Here is a 22,382-nt window from a genome sequence, read left to right as displayed (position 1 = left end):
TCAGCCCTCCCCCACGCTAAGCCGGTAGCCCATGCCGCGCACCGTCTCAATCAGTTTCACCTCGCAGGGGTCGTCAATTTTGCGGCGCAGGCGGCGGATCGCCACGTCGACCACGTTGGTTTCACTGTCGAAATTGATGCCCCACACTTCGCTGGCGATCAGCGTGCGCGGCAGGATTTCGCCGGCGCGGCTGGCGAGAAACCACAGCAGCGCAAACTCCTGCGGCGTCAGGTTAATCGCGGTGCCCGCGCGGCTGGCGCTGTGGCGCAGCGCATCAATCTGCAGGTCGGCGAGGGTCAGCTGGCTGGCCACCTGGCTGTGGCGGCGCAGCTGCGCGCGCACCCGCGCCAGCAGTTCGGCAAATGAGAAGGGTTTGATCAGGTAGTCGTCGGCCCCCAGCTCCAGCCCCTTTACCCGGTCGGCCACCGAATCACGGGCGGTCAGGCACAGCACCGGGGTGGATTTGGCGGTGCGCAGGGTGCGCAGCACCTGCCAGCCGTCCATGCCCGGCAGCATAATATCCAGCACGATCAGCGCGTACTCCTGCTCCAGCGCCAGCTGCAGCCCGTCGCGGCCGTCGGCCACCGCGTCCACCTGGATGCCCGCTTCGCGCAGGCCTTTGACCAGCCACGCCTGAGTGCCGGCGTTATCTTCAATCAGCAAAATTTTCATGAGGGAATTCTGGCAGAGTTCCCGGCGTGCGGCACCGGCTTTTTGCTCAGATGACAGGATTGTCATCAGGCTGTCAGCATGGGCGGCGGCCGGGCATGCGAGGATGGCGGTCACTTACTCAGGAGAACTACGATGAAATACACACTGTTAAGCGCGACCTCCGCGCTGCTGCTGGCCGCTGCCTCCCCGCTGCAGGCCGCCACCCCGGCCGCTAACCTGCTGAGCGTCCACGTGCTGAACGAACAGACCGGCAAACCGGCGGCGGGCGTTACGGTTACGCTGGAGCAGAAACAGGGCAGCGGCTGGAAATCCCTCGCCCGCGACGTCACCGATGATCAGGGCCGCATCAAGGCGCTGATGCCCGACGCGGTGAAGCAGACCGGTACCTATCGCGTGGTGTTCGCCACCGGCGACTATTTCCACGCCCACCAGCAGGAGAGCTTCTTCCCGGAGATCCCGGTGGTGTTCACCATCTCCAGCACCCAGGAGCACTACCACGTGCCGCTGCTGCTCAGCCAGTACGGCTATTCCACCTATCGCGGCAGCTAAGTCCCGGTATCTGTGACCGCTTCCCCCGGCTGAACGGGGGAAGCCAGCCGCGCTGGAGGTAAACCCGGATATCGACGATTGTGGAACCTCTTCAGAACCTGCCTTTTATCTCCACTATCGCGGTGGAAAATCTGCTTATCCACTCAATTTCCTCCGCCAGCTGCCGATAACCCTTGCCTGAGCATCCAACTCCGCTTACTTCACCGCAAAGGGATTTCCTATGACCATCCGTTCCCGCTCTGAACTAAATTTCCGTTACACCGCTGGCGCACTGGCAACGGTAGAGATTAACCTGGACAGCCTGGAGCGCGCTGGCTTCGGGCTGGAGGATATTCTTGCCCCGGCGCTGGCCCGGCTGGCGGCAGAGGATCCGGCTGCGTCCGCAACGGTCTACAGCCAGTCTCTGGCCAGCGTTAATTTCGGCCAGCCGTGCTGGTCGCTGTTTCTCGCCGTCTGCGGCAGCCCTGCGGCGCTGCGCGCGCTGGCCGCTGCGTTTCGCCCGTTGCCTGGGGTTGAGTCCCATTTCAGCGATGAGATTGCGGTTAAGCGCGCTCAGGCCCGCTATCACCTGCAGGACGGTGCGCTGTGGCTGCCCGCCGACGAGTTCAGCTGGCAACGTTTCGCGCTGAACGACTCAGAGGGAGAAGATGGTGATGCCGTTGAACCCGCAGCCTCAGCGGACTCTGATGATTGTGCTTATGCCGACAGCGATGATGATAAAAGCCATCTGCAGGTGGGTGAAGACGAAGACGAAGACGAAGACGAAGACGAAGACGAAGACGAAGACGAAGACGAAGACGAAGACGAAGACGAAGATGAGTCTGAGCCGGACGACAACGGCGCGTCAACAGATACCGCACGCCGCAACGGCCGTAAGGTTCGCCGCCAAATCGCCCGCGCCGATGCCAGCGTGGGTACCATCAGGCAAACCATTGAGGAGCTGTTTGGCCTGCCTGCCGGATCGGTCGCGCTGCGCGGTCCCGATGGTCGCCCGCTGCGTGCCGATGCCACCATCAGGACGTTACGTAACCGCTGGTGGGGTGCTTAACGGCAAGCCTGAAAATCGCCCGGCACAGGCCGGGCGTTGTCGGCGCACCGGCTCAGTAAATCCGGTCGGCCTTCGCCTCGTCCAGCCAGGTCTTGAACTCCTCCAGCAGCAGGTCGTAAAGCCTTTCGTCCGGCAGGCTGGCAACGTCGTCGATGGCGAAGAAGTGGGTGTTATCTATACGCCGGTCTGTGAAGCGAAGTCGTCATCGCCGCGGACCTTACCGGCCGCGTTGAGCAGGAACACGCAGGTGTCGGGTTCACTGCGAAACGCGGCGCCTGCCTCATACTCCAGCCGTAGCGTCAGCGTCGGGCGGCTTAACGGTATGTTCTGACCAGCCTGCAAATCCATCGGGCCATCTCCTCAAAAAAAAGCTAAAAAAAACCCCGGACCAGCCGGGGTTTGCTGCTGCGGGGTGATTAGATGTTAACACCGTGCTGGGAAGCCAGCGCGGAGAGGCCACCGGCGAAGCCCTGGCCGACCGCTTTAAACTTCCACTCTGCGCCGTGACGGTACAGCTCACCGAATACCATCGCGGTTTCGGTTGAGGCATCTTCAGACAGGTCGAAACGGGCGATTTCGCCGCCGTTGTCGTTGTTGAAAATGCGCATGTAGCTGTTGCTGACCATGCCGAAGTTCTGCTTACGCGCTTCCGCATCGTAAATGGTGACCGCGAACACCAGCTTTTTCACCTCTGCCGGCACCTGAGACAGGGTAATTTTAACCTGCTCATCGTCGCCGTCGCCTTCACCGGTGCGGTTGTCGCCCTGGTGCTCAACGGAGCCACAGGCGCTGGTTTTGTTGTTGAAGAAGATAAAGCTGCTGTCGCTCAGCACTTTACCGTCGTCGCCGACCATAAATACGGAGGCATCAAGGTCAAATGCCTGACCGTCGGTGACGCGTGAATCCCATCCCAGACCCGCCATGGCAACGTTCATGGTTGGTGCTTCTTTAGTCAGGGATACGTTACCGCCTTTTACCAGAGAAACTGCCATTTTAAAGCTCCTGCATATGAGTGGTGGAGACGGGCGACGCGTGGCCGCCCGTGATGAGCATTAGATTAGGATGCGTTGATGCCGTACTGCGCGCAGACGGACGCCAGACCACCGGCATACCCCTGGCCGACCGCACGGAATTTCCACTCCGCGCCGTGGCGATAGAGTTCACCGAACAGCATCGCGGTTTCGGTAGAGGCATCTTCGGTCAGGTCGTAGCGCGCCACTTCGCTCTTATCGTCATCGTTAACCAGACGGATAAAGGCGCCGGAGACCTGGCCAAAGCTCTGACGACGGGTCTGCGCGTCGTGGATGGTGACCACGAAGACCACTTTGTCGACGTCGGCCGGGATCAGGTCCAGCTTAATTTTCAGCGATTCATCATCACCGTCGCCCTCACCGGTCCGGTTGTCGCCGGTATGCGAAACGGAACCGTCTTTTGAGGTCAGGTTGTTGTAAAAGATAAAGTCAGTGTCACCGCGCACTTTTCCGCTGGCCGTCAGCAGGAAGGCAGACGCATCCAGGTCAAAGTCCTGACCATCGGTGGAACGTGCATCCCAGCCGAGGCCAACGAGCACGTTCTTCATGGTTGGTGCCGCTTTGCTCAGCGAAACGTTACCGCCTTTAGAAAGAGAAACGCCCATTGTTATTACCTCTTAGTTATCTTTACTCAGATTAGTCGATGGCTACCGCGATCAGTTTCCTGCCTTTTCCTCGGGCTTGCCGGGGAACATCACGCTGATGATGATACCCGCTGCCAGCACGCCAAGGACGACAAACAGGCTTGCCGTGGCCGAAATACTGTAACCGTGGTGCCAGATGTGATCGGTTGCGTTGAGGCCCAGCTTCACCGCGATAAAGAACAGCAGCACGATAACCGCTTTCTCCAGGTGAACCAGATACTGCTTCAGGGCTTCCAGTACAAAGTACAGCGTACGCAGGCCGAGGATAGCAAACATCATGGCGCTGTACACAATCAACGGCTCGCGGCTGACGGCGATAATCGCCGGTACGGAGTCGAAGGCGAACATCACGTCCGAGAGTTCAACCACCGCCACACACAGGAACAGCGGGGTGGCATAGAACGCCGCTTTGCCGCCGCGGCCGATGGTCACGTCTTTGTTTTCCGGCTTTTTCAGCTCCTCATCCACTTCATGCTGCTTCAACAGGAACGCGTTGCCGCGCAGCTTCGGCCAGATCGGGAAGAACCGTTTCACCATGCGGTACGCCAGGTGCTGAGAGTAATCTTCGATCTCGTCGCTGTCATCGCCGCTTTTCAGCATCATCACCGCGGTCCACGCCACGATCAGCGCGAAGACGATTTCAACGTACGGGCCGAGGCTCAGTAAGCCGGTACCGATGGCAACGAAAATGCCCCTGAAGACGATCGCGCCGATAATGCCCCAGTAGAGCACGCGGTGACGATAGCGGTCCGGTACGGCAAACCACGAGAAGATCGCCATCATCACGAACAGGTTGTCGACCGAGAGGACTTTCTCCAACGCATAGCCGGTAACGAACAGGCTGGCGACTTCAGCACCGTGGTGGATGTAGAGGAAGCCGGCGAAACCCATGGCGACCGCCACCCAGAACAGCGACCACAGCGCCGCGCTTTTCAGCGAGATGGGCTTATCGCCCCGGTGCATAAACAGGTCAATCAAAATAGCGCCGACGGAGAGGGCGATAAACACAATCACCGTTTCAGTCGGGAAGCCGATATGCGTGGAAACCATAGAAAATCCTTAGAGAAAAACGACGTTACAGACCGAAAATGGTCGGATCAAAGCCCAGCGCGACGGCAATTTCGCGCACGGCATTTTGTTCATCAGCATCAAAGTTGCCGTCACTTTTACCCACGGCGATACCGACGCGGATCGCCAGCTGGGCGGCTTCAGGCTGGTCTTTCAGAGCGAGAATGTATTTCATGGTCTCGCCCTTACCCACTTCAATATCGAAATCGAAGCTGGTCACCAGCTTGTTGAAGAATTCGATCACTTCCGTGGTGTCAAACACCTTCAGCTCTTCGGAGTTGCGTAAAAAGCCGATCATTTTCTGCTTCTCATCGGCGCTGACGCCGTCAGAAGCCACCGCGATACGGGCGCAGACGGCGACGGTACCCTGCATAAACTTCTTGTTTTTGAAGCGGCTAACCTGTTTGGTCAGCTCTTCACGGCCGGAGTTAAACGCCCCTTTAACCTTGTTTAAAAAACTCATGTTCGATCCTCTGTCAGTGTTTATTTGGAACCCGCGCGCCAGTTGAATCCCCAGCCGAACGCGTTGTCCATATCAGAATGGCCGCTAAAGAACTGGTTGATACGCTCAACCCGGATGCTGCCGTTTTCATTGACCAGCCGGGCAATCGCACACATGTTGCGGCGGTTTTGCCCCTCGGTGAGACGGGTTTCGATCGGCGGCTGGTCGGGAACGTGCAGCGTGACCACGCCGTCGGTTTTGTCCCAGCTGGCCGCGCCTTCGTAGATAAAGGCGAAAATCAGCACCTCACGGATGTTTTTCCACTCGCGGCCGTTAACGTGCAGCCACTCACCGCTGCTGACGTCGCCGGTGCGATCGTCGCCCTGCAGCTGAACGTAAGGTTCCTGCTGCAGTGAACCAAAATTGCCGCCCAGCGCCTGGATCACGCATTTGAAGCCGTCATCCAGCTTAACGAAGGCACCGAGATCAAGATCCACGCCCTTGTTGCCGCCAAACATGCCGCGCAGGCCGCCGCCCGAGGTGGTGCCGCGATGCCAGTTGAGGTTGATGCGGATTTCACCAAAATTATCCCGCTTGGTCAGGCTGATCGACGGTTTTTCCTTGGTCAGCGAAACCTTGCTCAGGCTGATTTTAGCGGCCGGTGGCGCGGCAGGAGCCGGGGCTGGCGCAGCCGCTGGCGTCGGGGCAGGCGCTGGCGCCGGCGCGTCCGAGATATCTACGCCAAAATGCTCGGCCAGCGGCTTCAGGCCGCCGTTAAAGCCCTGGGCGATAAAGCGGAACTTCCATTCGTTATTACGGCGGTAAAACTCGCCGAGGATCAGCGCGGCTTCCTGACGGCCGTGCAGCTCAACGTTGCCGCTCAGCAACAGCGTGCCAGCCTGTTCAATATGGATCGCCAGCCGCTGCAGCCCGGCCACGGTCTGGTTGCCGTCACAGGTGACGGTAAAGGCGATCTTCTGCACGTCCGCCTGCAGGCGGTTGAGGTCAACGGTAAACGCCGTGTTATTCCCGGCGCTGCTCAGGCTGACGGTCTGGTCATCATTTTTTGGCTGACCGTAGAACACCATATCCGCGTCGCCGTTGACCTTGCCGCTGGCAAACAGGCGGAAAGCGGAGGCGTCAACCGCGGCGCCGGCGAGCACGCGAACGGTCAGTTGCGCGGCAGGAACGGCGGCATTGCTGCCGGGAGTCATGGTCATTAGCGCACCACCGTGGCGAGGATATCGCTCTGCATTGCATCGATGGTTTTGCCGCTGCTGGCCTGGCCATGGGCGGTGAAGTCCCACTGGCCGCCGTTGCGGCGCAGCGAGGCGATCACAATACCGGTATGGCTACCCTGCTCGTTCAGCTGATAGCGGGCCAGCTCTTTACCGTTCTGATCGACCACGCGGCAGAAGGCATTTTCCACTTCGTTAAAGGTCTGGCCGCGGAAGCTGTTAACGGTGAAGGCGAGGTACTCGACCTGCGCCGGCAGCCGCGTCAGGTCGACGTTAATCACTTCGTCATCGCCATCGCCTTCGCCGGTGCGGTTATCGCCGCTGTGCACCACCGATCCACAGGAGGAGTCGAGGTCGCGGAACCACACCGTATCAATTTTGTGCCCGGAGGCGTCGAGCAGGATGCAGCTGGCATCAAGGTCGATGGCATCGTTACCGCCGCCAAACAGCTTGCCCATCAGACCTTTCTTTTTGATCGGATCCCAACCCAGGCCGAAATGCAGTTTGTTCAGCGCGGAAGAGTGCTTACTCAGTGAAACCGTCTGGTTCTTGCTTAATGAAACCATGTCATCATTCCTTCAAAAGGGGTTTGAAAAGGCAATGGTGTTCACCACCCTGCTCCATAAGTCAAAAATCATATCATGATGCCCATTTCTCACAAGAATAATTTTTTACCATTGCAGAGAAATTTTATTTATATATTATAAACAATAAGTTAATAACTTATGCGAATGAGTAACGACGCCCGGTAAATGACATTACTTTACATTAAAATGTCTATATTTACCCAACCAGTCTTTCATCATATTATGATTGACAGCATTTTGACGGCTTACTACACTGCTACCCCATTCCCATCCGCAAACCCTCAGCACGGAACCGACTAATGACGCGTAAAATTTGGCTTATGGAAGGATTATCCTCCCAGCGGGATATCATTCAGGGCATCCAGGCGGGTGCCGGGCAGTACCCGCATCCGGTATCCGTTTATGCCTCGCACCGCCATCAGCGTCATGAGATCCTCTCGCTGGCCGATTATGCGCTGAGCGAACCGGCAGACGATGAAGAGCGTCTGGCCTTTATCCTGCACACCGTGCGCAGTCACGGCATTGAGGCGATTCATACCGGCCGCAACGTGCGCTGGTTTGCCGCACGACGCGAGGCGATCGAAGCCAGCGGTGCCCGCCTGACCACCGGCGCGGTGAGCGATGAGTGGCTGGCGCTGGCGGATGATAAGGTCGCCTTTGCCCGCCATATGGAGAGCCTGAATCTGCCGGTGGTGCCCTCGCTGCGCGCCGACTCCGCCAGCCAGCTGCGCGAGCTGATCGCCAGCCGTCCGTTTGACGGCCTGCCGCTGTGCGTAAAACCGGTACAGGGTATTTATGGCATGGGATTCTGGCGATTTGATGACGGTGCGTCGCCGATGGCGGCTTTCAGCCAGCCGGATTCGCGCCGGGTGCAGACCGCCACCTACCTGCAGGCGCTGGAAGCGGCGCCGGAGAGCGAGCCGCTGGTGCTGATGCCGTGGCTGCCGGGGCCGGAGTACTCGGTCGATATGCTGGTGGAGCGCGGAACGGTGCTGGCCGCCGTGGCGCGGCGCAAAGAGGGCGCGCTGCAGCATCTGGAGAACAGCGGCGCGGCCTTCGAGCTGGCGCAGGCCTGCGCGGCGGCGATGCAGGCGGACGGTCTGGTCAACGTACAGACCCGCAACGACCACAGCGGCAATCCGCTGCTGCTGGAAATTAATATGCGCCCCTCCGGCGGCATCGGCTATACCCGCCTGAGCGGAATCAACCTGCCGGCGCTGTTTGCCCTGCGCCAGTTTGGCCTGCTCAGCCAGCAGCAGGTGATGGATGAGGCCCGCCAGGGTTTCACGCCGGCCACCGTGCGCGCGCTGACCACGGCAGTCACGTACTGCCCGTCCCTGACCAACCGCATTGATTAAGGATAGCTTTATGACATCCCCCTGGAGCCGAACGCTCTCCTGCGGCACGCTCAGCGTTACGCCGACCGGCGGCCACAGTCTGCCGGACGATCTGTTTGAGATCGCCGAACGCCGTAACCCGAAGCGGGCCTTTCTGTTCGTCAGCAAGGTGCTCGGCCGGCATATTCCGGTCCGCCCGCAGACCATGCGCGGCGTCTATCGCCAGCTGGCCGACCGCTTCCCGCCGGTTGCCGATGGCCCGGTGCTGTTTATCGGCATGGCCGAAACCGCCGTCGGGCTGGGTGCCGGGGTGTTTGATGAGCTGCGCGGCCGCTTCAGCGAAGCGATCTATCTGACGTCGACACGCCATCCGCAGCCGGGCGAGCTGCTGTGCGAGTTTAAAGAGGCGCACAGCCACGCCACCGATCATCTGATCTACCTGCCGGCCGACCCCGCGCTGCGCCAGCGCGTGCTGGCCACCCGCACGCTGGTGCTGATCGACGATGAAGCCACCACCGGCAATACCTTTATTAACCTGCTGGAGGCGCTGCAGAAAGAGGGCGGCCTGGATCAGGTTGAGCAGGTCATTGCCGTGACGCTGACCGACTGGAGCGGCGACGCGCTGCCGCAGCGCAGCCCGGTGCCGGTCAGCAGCGTTTCGCTGATCCAGGGCCACTGGGACTGGCAACCGCTGCCGGACGCGCCCCTGCCGGTGATGCCGGCGGTGAACGTCAGCGCCGCCGGCAGCGTAACCATCACTGGCAGGCAGAGCTGGGGCCGTCTGGGGATGACCGCACCGGCCGCCGATCTCGGCCGCCACCTGCAGGCGCAGACGGGCGAGACCATTCTGGTGCTGGGCACCAGCGAGTTTGTCTGGGAACCGTTCCTGCTGGCAGAACGGCTGGCGGCGCAGGGGGCCGAGGTGCGTTACAGCTCCACTACCCGCTCGCCGATCGCCCCCGGCTTCGCCATTGAGTCGGCGATCGCCTTCAGCGATAACTACGGCCAGGGTATTCCTAATTTTGTCTATAACGTGGCGCACCAGCGCTTTGACCGCATTCTGCTGTGCAGCGAGACGCCGGCAGAGAGCATCGATCCGCAGCTCACCGAGGCCCTTAGCCGCGTTGCCGACCGCGTGGAGATCGTCAGCTATGATTAAACCAGTAATTTTTTCCGATCTCGACGACACCCTGTTCCAGACCCGCCGCAAAATGGTCGACGAGCTGGCGCTCGAGCCGTTCCGCACCGGCGCGCTGGATCGCAGCCTGCAGCCGCGCAGTTTTATGACCGAAGAGCAGGCGATGCTGGTGGACTGGATGCTGGAACACGGCGAGCTGATCCCGGTGACCGCGCGCGGAACCGAAGAGATCGCCCGCGTGAAGATCCCGTTTCACTCCTGGGCTGTCGCCACCCACGGCGCGGTGATCCTTAACCCGCAGGGTGAGGAGGACGCCGGCTGGCGCGCGCTGATGCTGGAGAAGCTGCGCCCCTACCGCGACGAGCTGCTGGCCATGCAGCAGACGATTACCGCGCTGATGGCCGAACGCAATATTAACGGCTGGGCGCGGATCAACTACGAGTATGACGACACGCCGGTTTACCTGGTGATGAAGCACCGCGACAGCACGCAGCTGGATGAGCTGTACGCCATCGCCGATGAGATCGACCGCCGCTTCCCGGCGACAAAATATTACCTGCACCGCAACAGCAATAACGTCGCGTGGCTGCCGCTGGTGGTGGAAAAAGGGCTGGCGGTCAGCTACCTGCTGGAAAAACTGCGCGCCGAGCGCGGGGTGTTTCCGGTGATCGGGCTGGGCGACAGCCTGAGCGATCACCGCTTTATGAAGCTGTGCAGCTGGTACGGTTTACCGCGCCAGAGCCAGTTTGCCGAACGCATTAACCAGACTATTTTTGGAGAATCGCCGCATGGCTGAGTCGGGCTCTTTTTCCGGATCGTACCGGGCGCAGGACGTCCATTTTCTGCTGAAGCCGGTAGAGATCGAGATGACGCCGGTCGAACGCAAAGAGCAGCTGATCCAGTCCGGCTCGCGCCACTACTCAGAGATGCTCAGCCAGGAGCCGGAGCCGGGGCGCGAGCATCTGGCGCTGTTTGAACAGGCGCTGGAGCAGGGAGCCGACCGGCTGGCGCGCGAAGTCACGCAACTGGCGCGGGCGCTGGCCGCACAGTATGGCGAAACGCCGGTGGTGCTGGTCAGCCTGGTGCGCGCCGGCGTGCCGCTGGGCGTGATGCTGCACCAGGCGCTGCGCGCGATGGGCCACCCGTCACACCACTACGGCATCAGCATTATCCGCGATCGCGGCATTGACAGCGCGGCGCTGAACTGGATTGAGGCACGTCATGGCACCGCGGGCACGGTGTTTGTCGATGGCTGGACCGGTAAAGGGGCGATCACCGGCGAGTTAATTCGCTCGCTGCGCGGGCGGCCCGGCTATCCGGCGCAGCCGCGGCTGGTGGTGCTGGCCGATCCCTGCGGCCGCGCCTGGCTTTCCGCCAGCGATGACGACTGGCTGATCCCGTTCGGCATTATGGGCGCGCCGGTCTCCGGCCTGATTTCACGCTCGCTGTGGGCCGATGAGGGGCTGCACGGCTGCGTGCTCTGCAACCATCTGGCGCAGTACGACTGCAGCCAGCGGCTGACCGATCTCGTGGCCGCCCGCGCCGCGCCGCTGGCCGGGGAGCCCCTGCCCGCCTGCGTGCAGGACCCGGCAGCACAGCAGCGCCTGGCGGCACGCAGCGACGCCACTATCGCCCTGCTGGCGGCGCGGTATCAGGTCGACAGCGTTAACCGCATCAAGCCGGGCATCGCCGAAGCTACCCGTGCCGTTTTGCGCCGGGTTCCCGATCACGTGTTAGTGCGCTCGCTGGACGACGCGGACGTAGCGCTGCTGGTATCGCTGGCGCGGGAAAAGGGGCTGACCATTACCGTCGCCGGTGACGATATCGGTCAGTATCGTGCTGTGACTATCATCAAAAAGGTGCTGTGATGACGCCACGTCTCTCCCCCTGGCAGCTGGGGGCCACGCTGTATATGCCCGCCGTACGCGATGATATTGCGGACGTTATTCTGCATAACAAAATCCCCGGCCTGCGTTCGCTGGTGATCTGTCTTGAAGACGCCATCGGCGAGGACGATCTGCCGCAGGCGCTGCACAACCTGCAGCAGGTGCTGAACAGCCTCAACGCGGCGCGCCAGTCCGCCGGCAGCGCGCACTGGCCGCTGGTGTTTATCCGCCCGCGCCACAGTGAGATGGGCGCGTGGCTGGTGGAAAACTGCGATCTGGCCGCGATAGACGGGCTGGTGCTGCCGAAATTTACCCGCGATTCGCTGCCGGTCTGGTGGCAGATCCTCGAGCACAGCCACCTCAGCCTGATGCCAACCCTGGAGACGGAAGAGGTGTTTGACGTGCTGCAGATGCGCGAGCTGGCAGAGACGCTGCAGCAGCATCCCGTAAGGTCGCGTATCCTGGCGCTGCGCATCGGTGGCAACGACCTGATGAACATTCTTGCGCTGCGCCGTTCGCGCCACTACACGCTGTACGACAGCCCGATGGGTTACACCATTCAGATGCTGATCGCCGTGTTCGGCTCGCGGGACTTCGCGCTGACCGCACCGGTCTGTGAGCATATTGACGACCGGCAGATTATGGACAGCGAACTGGCGCTGGATATTACCCACGGGCTGGTAGGTAAAACCGCCATCCACCCGAGCCAGATCGCCATTATTGAGCAGGCGCTGATGGTGTCGGCCAGCGATCACGAGGATGCGTTGCGTATTCTTAACTCCAGCCAGGCGGTGTTTAAATCGCAGGGTGCGATGTGTGAACCGGCAACGCACCGGCGCTGGGCGGCGGCGATCCTCGCCAGGGCGCAGGTGTACGGCATCGCGCCGGAAGCGGGCCAGCCGCTGCGCCGTGTTTCGGCCGGTTATTTACCTGAGATTTAAGAAATTACTGATATTGTCACCCGGGTTGATGCCAGGAGGGCGCCACATCACCTTCATCTATTAACGCAGGCGTTTACAGAACATGCAGCTGAGTACCCGTCAGGCACGTATTTACCGGTTAGCGTCACTGCTCGGCAGTGGCAAACCCGTCTCGGCAACCGCTATTTTGCACGATCTCGACTGTTCGGAACCGACCCTGACGCGGGCGTTGAAAGAGCTGCGCGACACCTGGTCGGCCGAGATCAGGTACAGCCGCGCCAGCCACACCTACCAGCTGACCGTTGCCGGGCAGCTGGATAAAAAGAACCTGCGGCGCATGACCGAAGCGCTGGAGGTGAACGCCCGGCTGAAACAAAGCGAACAGGTCAGCCACGTGTCGCTGGATAAAGAGAAGAAAAAAGCCGTCTCGCTGTCGCTGCGCATGTCGGTGCTGCGTAAAATCGACCGCATCGTCCGGCTGAGCGAAATCACCCGCAGTGAGGCGGTAGAGATGCTGGTGGAGAGCGGCCTGGATGACCTGCTGAAGCGCCTGCAGGCGCAGCAGCCGCCGCGCAGATCCTGATCTCAGGCTTGTCCCCACCCTGCCGTTACCTGCCGCCGCCTGGCGGCGGGTAACGGCAGAACGGCAGGCCATTTACCCCATCCTCACCTGTTACTCCCCCTGCCGCAGCGCCGCCAGCGACCGTAGATCGCTGCCGGTCGGTGACTGGTGAATGCGCAGGCCAAACTCGTCGACCACCGCAAAGATATGGTCGAAGATATCCGCCTGAATGCTCTCATACTCCAGCCACACCACGGTGCTGGTAAAGGCATACACCTCCACCGGCAGCCCTTCTGCGCCCGGCGCCAGCTGGCGCACCATCAGCGTCATATCCTGGCGGATGCGCGGATGCTGACGTAAATAAGCGTTAAGGTAAGCGCGGAAGGTGCCGATATTGGTCATCCGCCGCTGGTTAAGCGCGGAATCATCCGCCTTGTTATCGACGTTCCAGCTGGCGATCTGCTCGCTGCGCTCGGCCAGATAGGGCTGCAGCAGCCGCGCACGGGTCAGCCGCTGCAGTTCATCTTCGGTGAGAAAACGAATGCTGGTGGTATCAATGTTGATACAGCGCTTGATACGCCGCCCGCCGGAGGCCGACATGCCGCTCCAGTTTTTGAAGGCGTCGGAAACCAGCGCATAGGTCGGAATAGTGGTAATGGTGTTATCCCAGTTGCGCACCTTCACCGTGGTCAGGCCGATATCGGTCACCGCGCCGTCGGCACCGTATTTGGGCATCTCCAGCCAGTCGCCGAGCTTGAGCATGCTGTTCGCCGACAGCTGAATACCGGCCACCAGCCCGAGGATCGGGTCCTTAAACACCAGCATCAGCACCGCGGCCATCGCGCCCAGCCCGCTGATCAGGATCGCCGGTGATTTACCGATCAGCAGCGAGATAATCATAATGCCGAGCAGAATCGCGCTCAGCAGCTTTATCCCCTGAAACAGGCCCTTCAGCGGAAACTGTGAGGCAAAAGCAAAGCGGTGCGACAGGCCGAAAATTACATCCAGCAGCGAGAAAAAGGCCATCAGCGCGAAGACCATCACCCACAGCTGGGCACAGGTGGTGACGATCGCCGCCACGTCGCTGCCCGGCTGCAGCCACAGCAGCGCCTGCACGTTGACAATCACCCCCTGCAGGGTAAACGCCAGCCGCTGGAACAGCTTATTGCCGGTAATCACCTGCAGCCAGAGATGGCTGCTGGCGGCGGCGCGCTTCTCGAAGGTGCGCAGCACCACGCGGTGCAGGATCAGGTGAACCAGCAGCGCGGTGAACAGGATGATGCCAAAGATAACCAGCGGCGAGGTGGTCGGGGTCAGCACGATACCGACGTGCCCGAGGAGTGATTCCAGATGCTGCATGATGCCTCCATAATTTCCAGCGAGGAGGAATGATGCCCAATGATAGCCGGGGGTTCAAGCCTGACGGCCTGCGGGATCGCTGGCCGCCAGGCGAACGACGGCTAAAATAAACGTTTCAGCGCCTCCATCAGCACCTGTTTCAGCGGTTTTCGCGGCCCGCGCTGCGCCTTTTTCAGCGCCTTCTGTTCTTTCTCCCACGCCAGCAGGTCTTTATAGTTACCTAACAGGCCTGACTTTTTGTGGTGAGAAATGGGTTTTTTGAATTCGCCAAGATAACCACGGGCGATAGCCGGCAATAACGTACGCTTGCCGTCATTATCAAGATCGAGAAAACTGTTAGTTTCGTCAAGCTTTTCAGGGATAGACATAACCAATTCCTCAGGCAATATTGATAAAATAGATGAAAACAGCAAAAACAATAAACCCACAGCCGGTAAAAATCATATCATTAAATGCTTTTCCGACCAGTAACGACTTCGCGTTATATTGAACCTCAACGTCTTTAATCACTGCTGAGTACCAGTTAATCAGTAATGAAAGAGTACGCTCCCGATCTTCATTATGAAAATCATCATCCACCTCTTCAAGAGGAAATTCGGCCCGATTGGCGGATGCAACAGCTCTGAATACATAAGACCAGGCGCTGCAAAGAGTAACGAAGGCCACGCCTGCTGCAGTCAGTGCAGCGGCCTGCGCGGGTGAAGGAGCCACATGCAGAAGGACCCCGGTGTTATAGCGGATAATAATCACAAATACCGTGACAAAAATGCTCAGTGATGAAAAAAGCTTAAGCACGTTGCTCTCAAGATTTTTTAACGTCTCAAGAAAATCCTGATAACGACTCGTCTTATATTGATACAGAAGAGTGGCACGGGCAATCTTCTCCTCATATTCATCAATAATGTTACTGACGCGGTTAACCTCTTCCATCCTTCACCTCAGTGCGCTAAAAAGCCACCCTACCACCCGCACTGATTTTTCAAACCCGAAAAAAAATTATTTACGACACTGCACGCAAAATAGATTTTGATTTTCACCGATTGCATAAAAAACCCCGCTATTACGCGGGGATGTTATTAATACAGGTTACTCATTTATCCAACCTGTTTACGCGACTTTAAATACCGCGATATCCTCTGCCAGCTGTGAGGCTTCGGCGTGCAGCGCGTGGGTATTTTCCGCGGTCTGGTTAATCAGCATCAGGTTTTGCTGATTGCTGCGCTCCATCTGCGAGACCGCCAGCGTGACTTCGGCGATGCCTTTGCTCTGCTCGTCGCCGGCGATGCGAATTTCGCCCACCGCCTCTTTCACCTTATGCACGTCCTTCACCAGGTCGGCCAGCTGGCGGCCCGCCCCCTCCACCAGCCGGCTGCCGGTCAGCACGTTGCCGTCAGACTGACCAATCAGCGCCTTGATCTCATGGGCGGCCGTGGCGCTGCGCTGGGCCAGCGCTCTGACCTCGGCGGCCACCACCGCAAAGCCGCGCCCCTGTTCGCCGGCGCGGGCGGCTTCCACCGCCGCGTTCAGCGCCAGGATATTGGTCTGGAAGGCGATACCGTCAATCACGCTGAGGATCTCGCCCACCTGACCGGAGGAGATCCTGATGGTTTCCATGGTATCGATCAGCTGACGCATCGCTTCGCTGCTGGTCTGCGCGATCGCCGCCGTCTGCTCGGTGAACTCATCCGCCAGCCGGGCGTTAACCGCATTCTGCTGTACGGTGGCGTTCAGCTGCTCCATCGCCGCTGCGCTCTGCTCCAGCGCGGCCGCCTGGGCGCTGATTTTATCGGTCAGCTCCTGGTTACTCAGCTCCAGCCCGCTGGCGTTGTGCGCAACGTGCAGGCCGCTGGCCTGGACCCGCACGATTACCCCGGCGATCTTATCGACAAACTGGTTGAATGAGTCGGCTATCTGCGCGATCTCATCGTTACCGCGGGTATCCAGCCGGCGGGTCAGATCGCCGTCGCCGTGGGCGATATCGTCCAGCGCCTGACGGGTCGACTCCAGCCGTTGCGACATCTTACGGGCGATAAACCACGAGGCCAGCAGCAGCAGCAACATCGCCGGGATCAGCAGCATAAAAATATCCTGCATGATGTTGCGCGACAGCGCCGTCACCTGCCGTTCGGGCGTGACCAGGCCAATCACCCAGCCGGTGCCCGGCATGCGGAACAGCGTCAGCTGGCTCTGCTGACCGAGGTAGCCATCCTGCAGAGCGTTGATGATGGCAGGCGTCGCCGCCAGCGACGGCAGCGCCCTGGCCACCGGCTCCAGCCAGCGCTGCTGCTGCACCAGCGTGCTGAACTTACCCAGCTCGCCCGCTTTTACCCCAGGGAACCAGAGCACGTTACCTGCGGCATCCAGCGCAAAGGCGTAACCGCCGGTGACGCCGCCGCTCTGCTGCATAAAGGCGGAGAGGTTATCCAGCAGCACGTCCAGCGTGGCGACGCCGGCAAACTTGCCCGCCTGCTGCCAGGGCACGCTGCAGGTAACCATATTGACCTTTGAGACCGGGTCCTGGTAAACCTCAGACCAGCTGCAGCGATTGGCGGCGGCCTGGCGGCCAGCGGTGTACCAGCTCTCCTGGTGGTAGCTGCTGGCGGCCGGGTCGTTGTAGCCGTCGGAGTAGTCGAGGGTACCGGCCGGGTTACGCGCCCAGAAGAAGCTGCGGCGCTCCACGCCGGCCGTAAAGGCGGCGGGCTCCGGCCAGATGCCACCGCCGGCAATATTTTTATCGCCGCTGCTGTTAATCAGCCCCGGCAGCAGCTGCCTGACCAGCGCCTCATCGTGCGGCACCGCCTCAGCCAGCCGAGCAAGGCTCACCGCTTCCCCCTCAATCCGCAGCAGCTGCTGGTTAAGCTGGCCGACGATGTTCTGCCCGCTCTGCTCAATCAACCGGTTGCTGGCATCGGTAACCCGCGGCTGACCGCGCAGCACCATCGCCAGCCAGACAATAAGCAGGGTCAGCAGCAGCATCAGAACCCCGCCTGCAGTTAATTTCCCTGATAAACGAACCGGCACCCACGACATAATGATTTCCTTGCTAATGAAAGTGAAAACACCCGATCAGAGAAAAGTAAAAGGCTTATAAGTTGTTGTAATGGCCTTTTGCGCAGCGCCTTATGCGCAATCTGCAAAAGAGATCATCGGCCGGGGGTGGGGAAAGCTTTAGCTTTTTCAATAAATTGATGCAGATCAAACTATTACCCACAGGCTGCGGTAGCGAAAAGAACGGTCAATGTCATTCATGGTGCCAAATATGCATTTCATTCCCTCACCACGGCATTTCATGCCGTCTGCAGCCGTCCGCGGCAAGCGGCGTTTTATCATGGCCCCAGTGAAGTTTTTTAATTTTCCCCGGGAGAAACCCATGAGTCGATCAACCCCACGCCCTGGCAGCCACCGCACCCGCTGGTTTACCCTGTGCGGCACCATCATCACCCAGTTTGCGCTGGGTTCGGTGTACACCTGGAGCCTGTTTAACGGCCAGCTGTCGCAGAAGCTGGACTCCACGGTCAGCCAGGTGGCGCTGGCCTTTGGCCTGCTGAGCCTCGGCCTGGCCGTCGCCTCTTCGCTGGCCGGCAAGCTGCAGGAACGTTTTGGCGTGCGTAACGTCACTATCGGGGCCGGGGTGCTGATGGCGATCGGCCTGATGCTGACCTCCCAGGCAAATAGTCTGTGGATGCTCTATATCAGCGCCGGGGTACTGGTAGGGCTGGCCGACGGTGCGGGGTATCTGATGACGCTCTCCAACTGCGTGAAGTGGTTCCCGGAACGCAAAGGGATGATCTCCGCCTGCGCTATCGGTGCCTACGGTCTTGGCAGCCTCGGCTTTAAGTTTATCTGCAGCTATCTGCTCAGCGTTTTCAGCCTGGAGACCACCTTTATGATCTGGGGCGCGATGGCGATGACCCTGATCGTTTGCGGCGCGCTGCTGATGACCGAAGCACCGAAGCTGAAGGCCAGCACCAGCCTGGCACATACCGCACGGGATTACTCGCTGGCCGAGTCGGTGCGCACCCCGCAGTACTGGATGCTGGCGCTGATGTTCCTGACCGCCTGCATGAGCGGCCTGTATGTGATCGGCGTAGCGAAGGATATTGGTGAAAGCCTGGTGCACCTGAGCGCCGCTACTGCCGCCAGCGCGGTGACCATTATCGCCATTGCCAACCTCAGCGGCCGCCTGGTGCTCGGGGTTCTGTCAGATAAGATGGCGCGTATCCGGGTGATCAGCATTGCGCAGGTGGTGTCGCTGGCCGGGATGAGCATCCTGCTGTTCGGCCAGATGAATGAAACGCGCTTCTTTATCGCCGTGGCCTGCGTGGCGTTCAGCTTTGGCGGCACCATTACCGTTTACCCTTCCCTGGTCAGTGACTTCTTTGGCCTGAATAATCTGACTAAAAACTACGGCCTGCTCTACCTCGGGTTTGGTATCGGCAGCGTGCTCGGCTCGCTGATCGCCTCGCTGTTTGGCGGCTTTACGGTCACCTTCAGCCTGATTATGGCGCTGCTGGTAATCTCACTGCTGATGTCTGCCACCATCCGCCTGCCGCATAAACCGGTGGAGGAGCGTGCTGAATTGCAGCATGCCCGCGCTCAGTAATTTTCCCGCCCGCATCGTTTACGGTGCGGGCTTATTTCGTCCTGCGGCATAAAAGGTTTTAGTTGACGACCGCTGATATTTGGGATTATTCTCACCACCGGCTCACTGCTTTCATCTTATTCTTATTCAACAATCCTACCTTTCCTTTTCAATGCCCTTCTGCTGAATTATTTTGAAATACCTTTTCCAGTAACTCGACACTCGCTGCATTATTCCTCCACTTTCCTGGCGTAATCTTGTATTCATTGCAAAAGCGCAGGAGAAGTATCATGAAAAATATAATCAAAGCGACCTCTGTTCTGGCACTGGTAGTGATGCTCAGCGGCTGTATTGTTGCCCCGCCTCACCACGGCGGCGGTGGCGGCTGGCACGGCGGTGGCGGTGGCTGGCACGGGGGCGGACATCATGGTGGTGGCCCGCGCGGCGGCTGGCACCGCTAAGGATTTCCGGGTGAGTCATTCACCCGACGCGGGCAAAGCCTGCACACGGCAATAATAAAAAAAGCAGTAAAAAATTGGGCGGGGATTTCCCCGCCCTGCTTATTTTAACTTTTTATCTGATAGTTGCACTGATACCAGGCTTTCATCAGCCCGGGCACGTTGCTCTCTTGTGGATTCAGCGCTTCAACCTTATCAAACCCGCGGTCGCTGCAATAACGTTCAACGTCCTGCGTCATCGCCGTACGATTCACCTTCTGCGGGTCAAAACGATACTGCACGGTATTTACCGCCGGATCTTCATCCACTTTTTCAAATGCGCCGGGCTTACTGGCGGTACAACCGCTGAGTAATAACAGTGCCAGCGCGGACGTAATACATTTTTTCATCATGGCTCCCCTCTTGCAGTGCAACATGATAACAACCCGGTCTTCTGCGCCTATCAGACAATGGCCTATTTGCACTCCTTTACCTTTAACCGGCGTGGCACGCACGCGGCAATCCGCCCTGTGCCGGATAAAAGATAAGCAATGCAAAATTTTACCGATGGAATTGATACGGGAAGACGTTTAGCGTTATCCGCGCTGCGGTGCGACTATGCACTCAGACATCGCGAGTTGTCTGCACAACACCAAGGTTTGTTACTAAAATTAGACTGTTTTATGCCCGCGGCGAGCGGGCTTTTTTTTGGAATCAACTACCTGTTCCACTAATAATTATACGTAAAACACTGGCAGCATCTTTACCAGGAAGTGCCAGAACCGACTGATAAAGGTCGATAGTCATATCGCATAACTTACCCCGATCCACATCCGCTTCCGCCGGTGCGTTCAGCGTTTGCAGATCGCTGCCCCAGCGCGCATAGAGTTTTGCCACCACCGTCTGCAGCTGGCTGCGCCCCAGCGACGCATCGAAAGGTTGCCCAGCCTGGCTGTTAGCCAGCAGGCTGTCCATTGCCCGCATCTCCCGGGCCACCAGCCCGGCGGGTAACACCTCCGCCACGCTGACGCCTCCCTCAACCTGCGGGAACAGGTAACGGAAGCACAGCCCGGAGCCGGACTGTTTAAACTGCTGCATCTCCTCCAGCACCACCTGCATATAGCGCAGCAGATCTTCATCACGCGCGTCGTTGACGCGCTGGTTCAGCAACTCGGCCATCAGCGGACGCAGGCCGTCAGTCGCCTGTTTCTCCTGCACCCCGGCGCGCAGCTGGCTGACCAGCTGCTCGTTCGCCTGCTGCCAAAGCGCAGGCTGCTGTACTTTGATAATCCGCCACACCGGCTGCGTGGCAAGCCGCGCCTGCGCATCGGCGATCGCGACGGCCCGCTGCTGCTGGGGCTGCAGCCAGCCGTAAAACAGCAGATTACCCGCCAGTAGCGGTAACACCGCCAGCAGCAGCGCCGCGATACGGCTTATTCTGGCGCGTTTCAGCAGCCAGAACACCAGCAGCAGCCAGATTGCCGCACTGAGGAGTGAAACGGGGATTGCGTAATGATTCACAAAAAATATCCTGAGCCGGGCCGCCGTTTGGGCAGGCCCGGAGAGTGAGGGTTAGTCCGCGCGGACGTCAATCAGCACCGGGCAGCCGGCGCGTTCGATCACCGCCGCGCTGCACGAGCCTTTTAACAGGCGGTTAAACGGCGAGAGGTGGCGGCGGCCCATGATAATCATCGTTGCATCAAGCAGCCGCGCCTGCGCGACGATAGTATCCGCAGACTCACCGGCGACCACGCGACCACGGGCGTTGATCCCGGCGCGCTGCAGTTCGGCCAGCGCACCACGCACCACCGATTCAGCGGTGTTCTGCTCGTCCTGGGCCAGGCTGAAGTCGCCGGGATCTTCACCGGCTTCAATTTCGTTGATGCCGCTAACCGCATAGCTGGCATCCACGCAGCACAGCACGACCACCCTCGCCTGCTGCGCCAGCGCCTGTTCAGCCGCCAGCGACACCACCTTGCGCACCGCCGGCGAATTATCAACGGCGACCAGTAACGTTTTCATATCCCTCTCCTTAATCCCGTAAAGCGGCTTTGCCGATTTCGTCAATCAGCGCCAGTTTGCATTTGAGAATTTCGGCGCGGTTACGCGCTTCATGCTGCGCGAAACGCGCGCCGGGGATCAGCAGGCTGATGGAAAAGCGCCCGAGGATGGTATCGATGGCCACCGCCATGGTGGAGATACCTTCCAGCGTTTCGCCGCGGTCATAGGCCAGACCGGTACGGCGGATTTCCGCCAGGTGAGCGGTAAGCGCCGGGAAGTCGCGCACCGTCAGGTCGGTCATCGCCTCGTAGGCTTCACCAACCAGCTGACGCGCGGCGGCGTCATCTTCCAGCGCCAGCAGCGCCCGGCCACCGGAGGTGCTGTACAGGGGCAGATTCATGCCGATACGCGGCACCACCCGCAGTTCGCGGTCGGCGACCACGTAATGCACGATCGCCAGCTGCAGGCCGCTGGCCCTGGCCAGCGACACCGTTTCGCCGGTAGCATCAGAGAGCGCCTGCAGCCACGGCTGGGCAATGGCCACCACGTCGGTATGCACGCTGGCAATCAGGCGCAGCAGCGCCGGGCCGAGACGCACGCCACCGGCAGTACCGTTGCTGCGCACCAGCTGCACCGAATCCAGCGCGCTGACGATGCGCTGCACGGTGGAACGCGGTAAATCAACTTCCTGAGCGATCTCACCGAGGCTCATGCCGTTCGGTGTCGCGCCCAGCGCATCAAGAATTCTGGCCGCGCGGCTGATGACCTGAATTCCACTGGTCTTATCATCATCGCGGCACTGTGCAGATTCAGCCATAAAAAAAGTCTCTTTCCTTGCTATCGCAGCCCACTTTACCACTAAATGCACGTCCGGACACGCT

At 59.7% G+C, this 22,382-nt stretch carries 26 protein-coding genes and 1 pseudogene; 10 read left to right on the top strand and 17 right to left on the bottom strand.

The genetic code is table 11. From position 1 onward, the window contains the following. Positions 1 to 672: a response regulator transcription factor HprR gene (gene hprR, locus NV64_RS02190; protein WP_101505224.1), complete on the bottom strand. Its 672-nt coding sequence runs from the start codon at positions 670 to 672 to the stop codon at positions 1 to 3. Positions 673 to 804: 132 nt separating this feature from the next. Here hprR and uraH point away from each other — a divergent pair, with 132 nt between their 5' ends. After that, positions 805 to 1,221: a hydroxyisourate hydrolase gene (gene uraH / locus NV64_RS02185; RefSeq protein ID WP_101505223.1), complete on the top strand. Its 417-nt coding sequence runs from the start codon at positions 805 to 807 to the stop codon at positions 1,219 to 1,221. 220 nt (positions 1,222 to 1,441) lie between these two features. Beyond that, positions 1,442 to 2,269, top strand: coding sequence for a hypothetical protein (locus tag NV64_RS23630; RefSeq protein ID WP_199177609.1), 828 nt, complete (start codon positions 1,442 to 1,444; stop codon positions 2,267 to 2,269). 52 nt (positions 2,270 to 2,321) lie between these two features. On the opposite strand, the pseudogene NV64_RS24445 reads toward NV64_RS23630, so the two are convergent. The 8 genes and pseudogenes from NV64_RS24445 to NV64_RS02145 form a co-directional block, all read right to left on the bottom strand. Beyond that, positions 2,322 to 2,462, bottom strand: a pseudogene (locus tag NV64_RS24445) (VWA domain-containing protein); the annotation flags it as partial. Further along, positions 2,444 to 2,617, bottom strand: coding sequence for a TerD family protein (locus NV64_RS23055; protein ID WP_146005433.1), 174 nt, complete (start codon positions 2,615 to 2,617; stop codon positions 2,444 to 2,446). The pseudogene NV64_RS24445 and the gene NV64_RS23055, both read right to left, overlap by 19 nt. A 68-nt stretch (positions 2,618 to 2,685) precedes the next feature. Then, positions 2,686 to 3,261: a TerD family protein gene (locus NV64_RS02170; RefSeq protein WP_056239266.1), complete on the bottom strand. Its 576-nt coding sequence runs from the start codon at positions 3,259 to 3,261 to the stop codon at positions 2,686 to 2,688. Between the two features lie 65 nt (positions 3,262 to 3,326). Further along, entirely contained in the window at positions 3,327 to 3,905 is a 579-nt protein-coding gene (locus NV64_RS02165) for a TerD family protein (RefSeq protein ID WP_101505222.1), read from the bottom strand. Positions 3,906 to 3,956: 51 nt separating this feature from the next. Then, entirely contained in the window at positions 3,957 to 4,994 is a 1,038-nt protein-coding gene (locus tag NV64_RS02160) for a TerC/Alx family metal homeostasis membrane protein (protein WP_056239260.1), read from the bottom strand. 25 nt (positions 4,995 to 5,019) lie between these two features. Further along, the gene (locus tag NV64_RS02155) at positions 5,020 to 5,475 is read right to left on the bottom strand and encodes a tellurite resistance TerB family protein (protein ID WP_056239257.1); all 456 of its coding nucleotides are present in this window, start codon (positions 5,473 to 5,475) and stop codon (positions 5,020 to 5,022) included. 20 nt (positions 5,476 to 5,495) lie between these two features. Then, positions 5,496 to 6,674, bottom strand: a complete 1,179-nt coding sequence (locus NV64_RS02150) for a TerD family protein (protein ID WP_101505221.1) — start codon at positions 6,672 to 6,674, stop codon at positions 5,496 to 5,498. Next, positions 6,674 to 7,258 (bottom strand): TerD family protein, encoded by a 585-nt coding sequence (locus NV64_RS02145; protein WP_056239250.1) that lies wholly within the window; start codon positions 7,256 to 7,258, stop codon positions 6,674 to 6,676. The genes NV64_RS02150 and NV64_RS02145 overlap by 1 nt, the downstream gene beginning before the upstream one ends. A 320-nt stretch (positions 7,259 to 7,578) precedes the next feature. On the opposite strand from NV64_RS02145, the gene NV64_RS02140 reads away from it, so the two are divergent. From NV64_RS02140 to NV64_RS02115, 6 genes are all read left to right on the top strand, one after another. After that, a complete protein-coding gene (locus NV64_RS02140) occupies positions 7,579 to 8,637 on the top strand; it encodes an ATP-grasp domain-containing protein (protein WP_056239248.1) in 1,059 nt (352 codons plus the stop codon). Between the two features lie 10 nt (positions 8,638 to 8,647). Next, entirely contained in the window at positions 8,648 to 9,775 is a 1,128-nt protein-coding gene (locus NV64_RS02135; protein WP_056239247.1) for a phosphoribosyltransferase domain-containing protein, read from the top strand. Continuing rightward, positions 9,768 to 10,550, top strand: a complete 783-nt coding sequence (locus tag NV64_RS02130; RefSeq protein ID WP_101505220.1) for a hypothetical protein — start codon at positions 9,768 to 9,770, stop codon at positions 10,548 to 10,550. The genes NV64_RS02135 and NV64_RS02130 overlap by 8 nt, the downstream gene beginning before the upstream one ends. Next, a complete protein-coding gene (locus NV64_RS02125; RefSeq protein ID WP_101505219.1) occupies positions 10,543 to 11,622 on the top strand; it encodes a cysteine protease StiP family protein in 1,080 nt (359 codons plus the stop codon). Before NV64_RS02130 ends, NV64_RS02125 begins: the two co-directional genes overlap by 8 nt. Further along, on the top strand, positions 11,622 to 12,581 hold the full coding sequence (locus NV64_RS02120) for an HpcH/HpaI aldolase/citrate lyase family protein (protein ID WP_101505218.1): 960 nt from the start codon (positions 11,622 to 11,624) through the stop codon (positions 12,579 to 12,581). Before NV64_RS02125 ends, NV64_RS02120 begins: the two co-directional genes overlap by 1 nt. An 82-nt stretch (positions 12,582 to 12,663) precedes the next feature. Further along, positions 12,664 to 13,143 carry a tellurium resistance protein TerW gene (locus NV64_RS02115; protein ID WP_101505217.1) on the top strand — a complete coding sequence of 160 codons (480 nt, stop codon included), beginning with the start codon at positions 12,664 to 12,666 and terminating at the stop codon, positions 13,141 to 13,143. Positions 13,144 to 13,233: 90 nt separating this feature from the next. Here the strand turns inward: NV64_RS02115 and NV64_RS02110 are convergent, their stop codons facing one another. The 4 genes from NV64_RS02110 to NV64_RS02095 form a co-directional block, all read right to left on the bottom strand. Next, complete coding sequence (locus NV64_RS02110; protein ID WP_056239235.1) at positions 13,234 to 14,481, bottom strand: mechanosensitive ion channel family protein; 1,248 nt, start codon at positions 14,479 to 14,481, stop codon at positions 13,234 to 13,236. A 101-nt stretch (positions 14,482 to 14,582) separates the two neighbouring features. Then, a complete protein-coding gene (locus tag NV64_RS02105; RefSeq protein WP_101505216.1) occupies positions 14,583 to 14,849 on the bottom strand; it encodes a hypothetical protein in 267 nt (88 codons plus the stop codon). 10 nt (positions 14,850 to 14,859) lie between these two features. Beyond that, a complete protein-coding gene (locus tag NV64_RS02100) occupies positions 14,860 to 15,411 on the bottom strand; it encodes a hypothetical protein (protein ID WP_101505215.1) in 552 nt (183 codons plus the stop codon). Positions 15,412 to 15,588: 177 nt separating this feature from the next. Continuing rightward, positions 15,589 to 17,511 carry a methyl-accepting chemotaxis protein gene (locus tag NV64_RS02095; protein WP_101505214.1) on the bottom strand — a complete coding sequence of 641 codons (1,923 nt, stop codon included), beginning with the start codon at positions 17,509 to 17,511 and terminating at the stop codon, positions 15,589 to 15,591. 340 nt (positions 17,512 to 17,851) lie between these two features. On the opposite strand from NV64_RS02095, the gene NV64_RS02090 reads away from it, so the two are divergent. Beyond that, the gene (locus tag NV64_RS02090; protein WP_056239226.1) at positions 17,852 to 19,084 is read left to right on the top strand and encodes an MFS transporter; all 1,233 of its coding nucleotides are present in this window, start codon (positions 17,852 to 17,854) and stop codon (positions 19,082 to 19,084) included. 269 nt (positions 19,085 to 19,353) lie between these two features. Further along, positions 19,354 to 19,524, top strand: a complete 171-nt coding sequence (locus NV64_RS23625; RefSeq protein WP_199177608.1) for a hypothetical protein — start codon at positions 19,354 to 19,356, stop codon at positions 19,522 to 19,524. A gap of 104 nt (positions 19,525 to 19,628) precedes the next feature. Here NV64_RS23625 and NV64_RS02085 read toward each other — a convergent pair whose 3' ends face one another. The 4 genes from NV64_RS02085 to NV64_RS02070 all read right to left on the bottom strand — a co-directional run bounded on the left by NV64_RS02085 (position 19,629) and on the right by NV64_RS02070 (position 22,318). After that, positions 19,629 to 19,910, bottom strand: coding sequence for a hypothetical protein (locus NV64_RS02085; protein WP_056239733.1), 282 nt, complete (start codon positions 19,908 to 19,910; stop codon positions 19,629 to 19,631). 304 nt (positions 19,911 to 20,214) lie between these two features. Continuing rightward, complete coding sequence (locus tag NV64_RS02080; protein ID WP_056239222.1) at positions 20,215 to 21,021, bottom strand: hypothetical protein; 807 nt, start codon at positions 21,019 to 21,021, stop codon at positions 20,215 to 20,217. Between the two features lie 51 nt (positions 21,022 to 21,072). Further along, the gene (locus NV64_RS02075; protein ID WP_056239218.1) at positions 21,073 to 21,522 is read right to left on the bottom strand and encodes a universal stress protein; all 450 of its coding nucleotides are present in this window, start codon (positions 21,520 to 21,522) and stop codon (positions 21,073 to 21,075) included. Between the two features lie 10 nt (positions 21,523 to 21,532). Beyond that, entirely contained in the window at positions 21,533 to 22,318 is a 786-nt protein-coding gene (locus NV64_RS02070) for an IclR family transcriptional regulator (RefSeq protein ID WP_056239215.1), read from the bottom strand. Between the last annotated feature and the right edge of the window lie 64 nt (positions 22,319 to 22,382).

Origin of the sequence: Erwinia sp. B116, assembly GCF_002865965.1 — a bacterium.
Taxonomy (GTDB): Bacteria; Pseudomonadota; Gammaproteobacteria; order Enterobacterales; family Enterobacteriaceae; genus Erwinia.
This window is presented reverse-complemented; position numbering and strand designations above follow the sequence as displayed.

Bases quoted from the DNA above. Each gene is read 5' to 3' on its own strand.
- NV64_RS02115 (WP_101505217.1), top strand. From the start codon at position 12,664: ATGCAGCTGAGTACCCGTCAGGCACGTATTTACCGGTTAGCGTCACTG.
- NV64_RS02100 (WP_101505215.1), bottom strand. From the start codon at position 15,411: ATGGAAGAGGTTAACCGCGTCAGTAACATTATTGATGAATATGAGGAG.
- NV64_RS02140 (WP_056239248.1), top strand. From the start codon at position 7,579: ATGACGCGTAAAATTTGGCTTATGGAAGGATTATCCTCCCAGCGGGAT.
- NV64_RS02095 (WP_101505214.1), bottom strand. From the start codon at position 17,511: ATGTCGTGGGTGCCGGTTCGTTTATCAGGGAAATTAACTGCAGGCGGG.
- NV64_RS02085 (WP_056239733.1), bottom strand. From the start codon at position 19,910: ATGAAAAAATGTATTACGTCCGCGCTGGCACTGTTATTACTCAGCGGT.
- NV64_RS23625 (WP_199177608.1), top strand. From the start codon at position 19,354: ATGAAAAATATAATCAAAGCGACCTCTGTTCTGGCACTGGTAGTGATG.
- NV64_RS02170 (WP_056239266.1), bottom strand. From the start codon at position 3,261: ATGGCAGTTTCTCTGGTAAAAGGCGGTAACGTATCCCTGACTAAAGAA.
- NV64_RS02075 (WP_056239218.1), bottom strand. From the start codon at position 21,522: ATGAAAACGTTACTGGTCGCCGTTGATAATTCGCCGGCGGTGCGCAAG.
- NV64_RS02160 (WP_056239260.1), bottom strand. From the start codon at position 4,994: ATGGTTTCCACGCATATCGGCTTCCCGACTGAAACGGTGATTGTGTTT.
- NV64_RS02145 (WP_056239250.1), bottom strand. From the start codon at position 7,258: ATGGTTTCATTAAGCAAGAACCAGACGGTTTCACTGAGTAAGCACTCT.
- NV64_RS02135 (WP_056239247.1), top strand. From the start codon at position 8,648: ATGACATCCCCCTGGAGCCGAACGCTCTCCTGCGGCACGCTCAGCGTT.
- NV64_RS02110 (WP_056239235.1), bottom strand. From the start codon at position 14,481: ATGCAGCATCTGGAATCACTCCTCGGGCACGTCGGTATCGTGCTGACC.
- NV64_RS02120 (WP_101505218.1), top strand. From the start codon at position 11,622: ATGACGCCACGTCTCTCCCCCTGGCAGCTGGGGGCCACGCTGTATATG.
- NV64_RS02125 (WP_101505219.1), top strand. From the start codon at position 10,543: ATGGCTGAGTCGGGCTCTTTTTCCGGATCGTACCGGGCGCAGGACGTC.
- NV64_RS23630 (WP_199177609.1), top strand. From the start codon at position 1,442: ATGACCATCCGTTCCCGCTCTGAACTAAATTTCCGTTACACCGCTGGC.
- NV64_RS02070 (WP_056239215.1), bottom strand. From the start codon at position 22,318: ATGGCTGAATCTGCACAGTGCCGCGATGATGATAAGACCAGTGGAATT.
- NV64_RS23055 (WP_146005433.1), bottom strand. From the start codon at position 2,617: ATGGATTTGCAGGCTGGTCAGAACATACCGTTAAGCCGCCCGACGCTG.
- NV64_RS02105 (WP_101505216.1), bottom strand. From the start codon at position 14,849: ATGTCTATCCCTGAAAAGCTTGACGAAACTAACAGTTTTCTCGATCTT.
- NV64_RS02165 (WP_101505222.1), bottom strand. From the start codon at position 3,905: ATGGGCGTTTCTCTTTCTAAAGGCGGTAACGTTTCGCTGAGCAAAGCG.
- NV64_RS02130 (WP_101505220.1), top strand. From the start codon at position 9,768: ATGATTAAACCAGTAATTTTTTCCGATCTCGACGACACCCTGTTCCAG.
- NV64_RS02150 (WP_101505221.1), bottom strand. From the start codon at position 6,674: ATGACCATGACTCCCGGCAGCAATGCCGCCGTTCCTGCCGCGCAACTG.
- NV64_RS02155 (WP_056239257.1), bottom strand. From the start codon at position 5,475: ATGAGTTTTTTAAACAAGGTTAAAGGGGCGTTTAACTCCGGCCGTGAA.
- hprR (WP_101505224.1), bottom strand. From the start codon at position 672: ATGAAAATTTTGCTGATTGAAGATAACGCCGGCACTCAGGCGTGGCTG.
- uraH (WP_101505223.1), top strand. From the start codon at position 805: ATGAAATACACACTGTTAAGCGCGACCTCCGCGCTGCTGCTGGCCGCT.
- NV64_RS02090 (WP_056239226.1), top strand. From the start codon at position 17,852: ATGAGTCGATCAACCCCACGCCCTGGCAGCCACCGCACCCGCTGGTTT.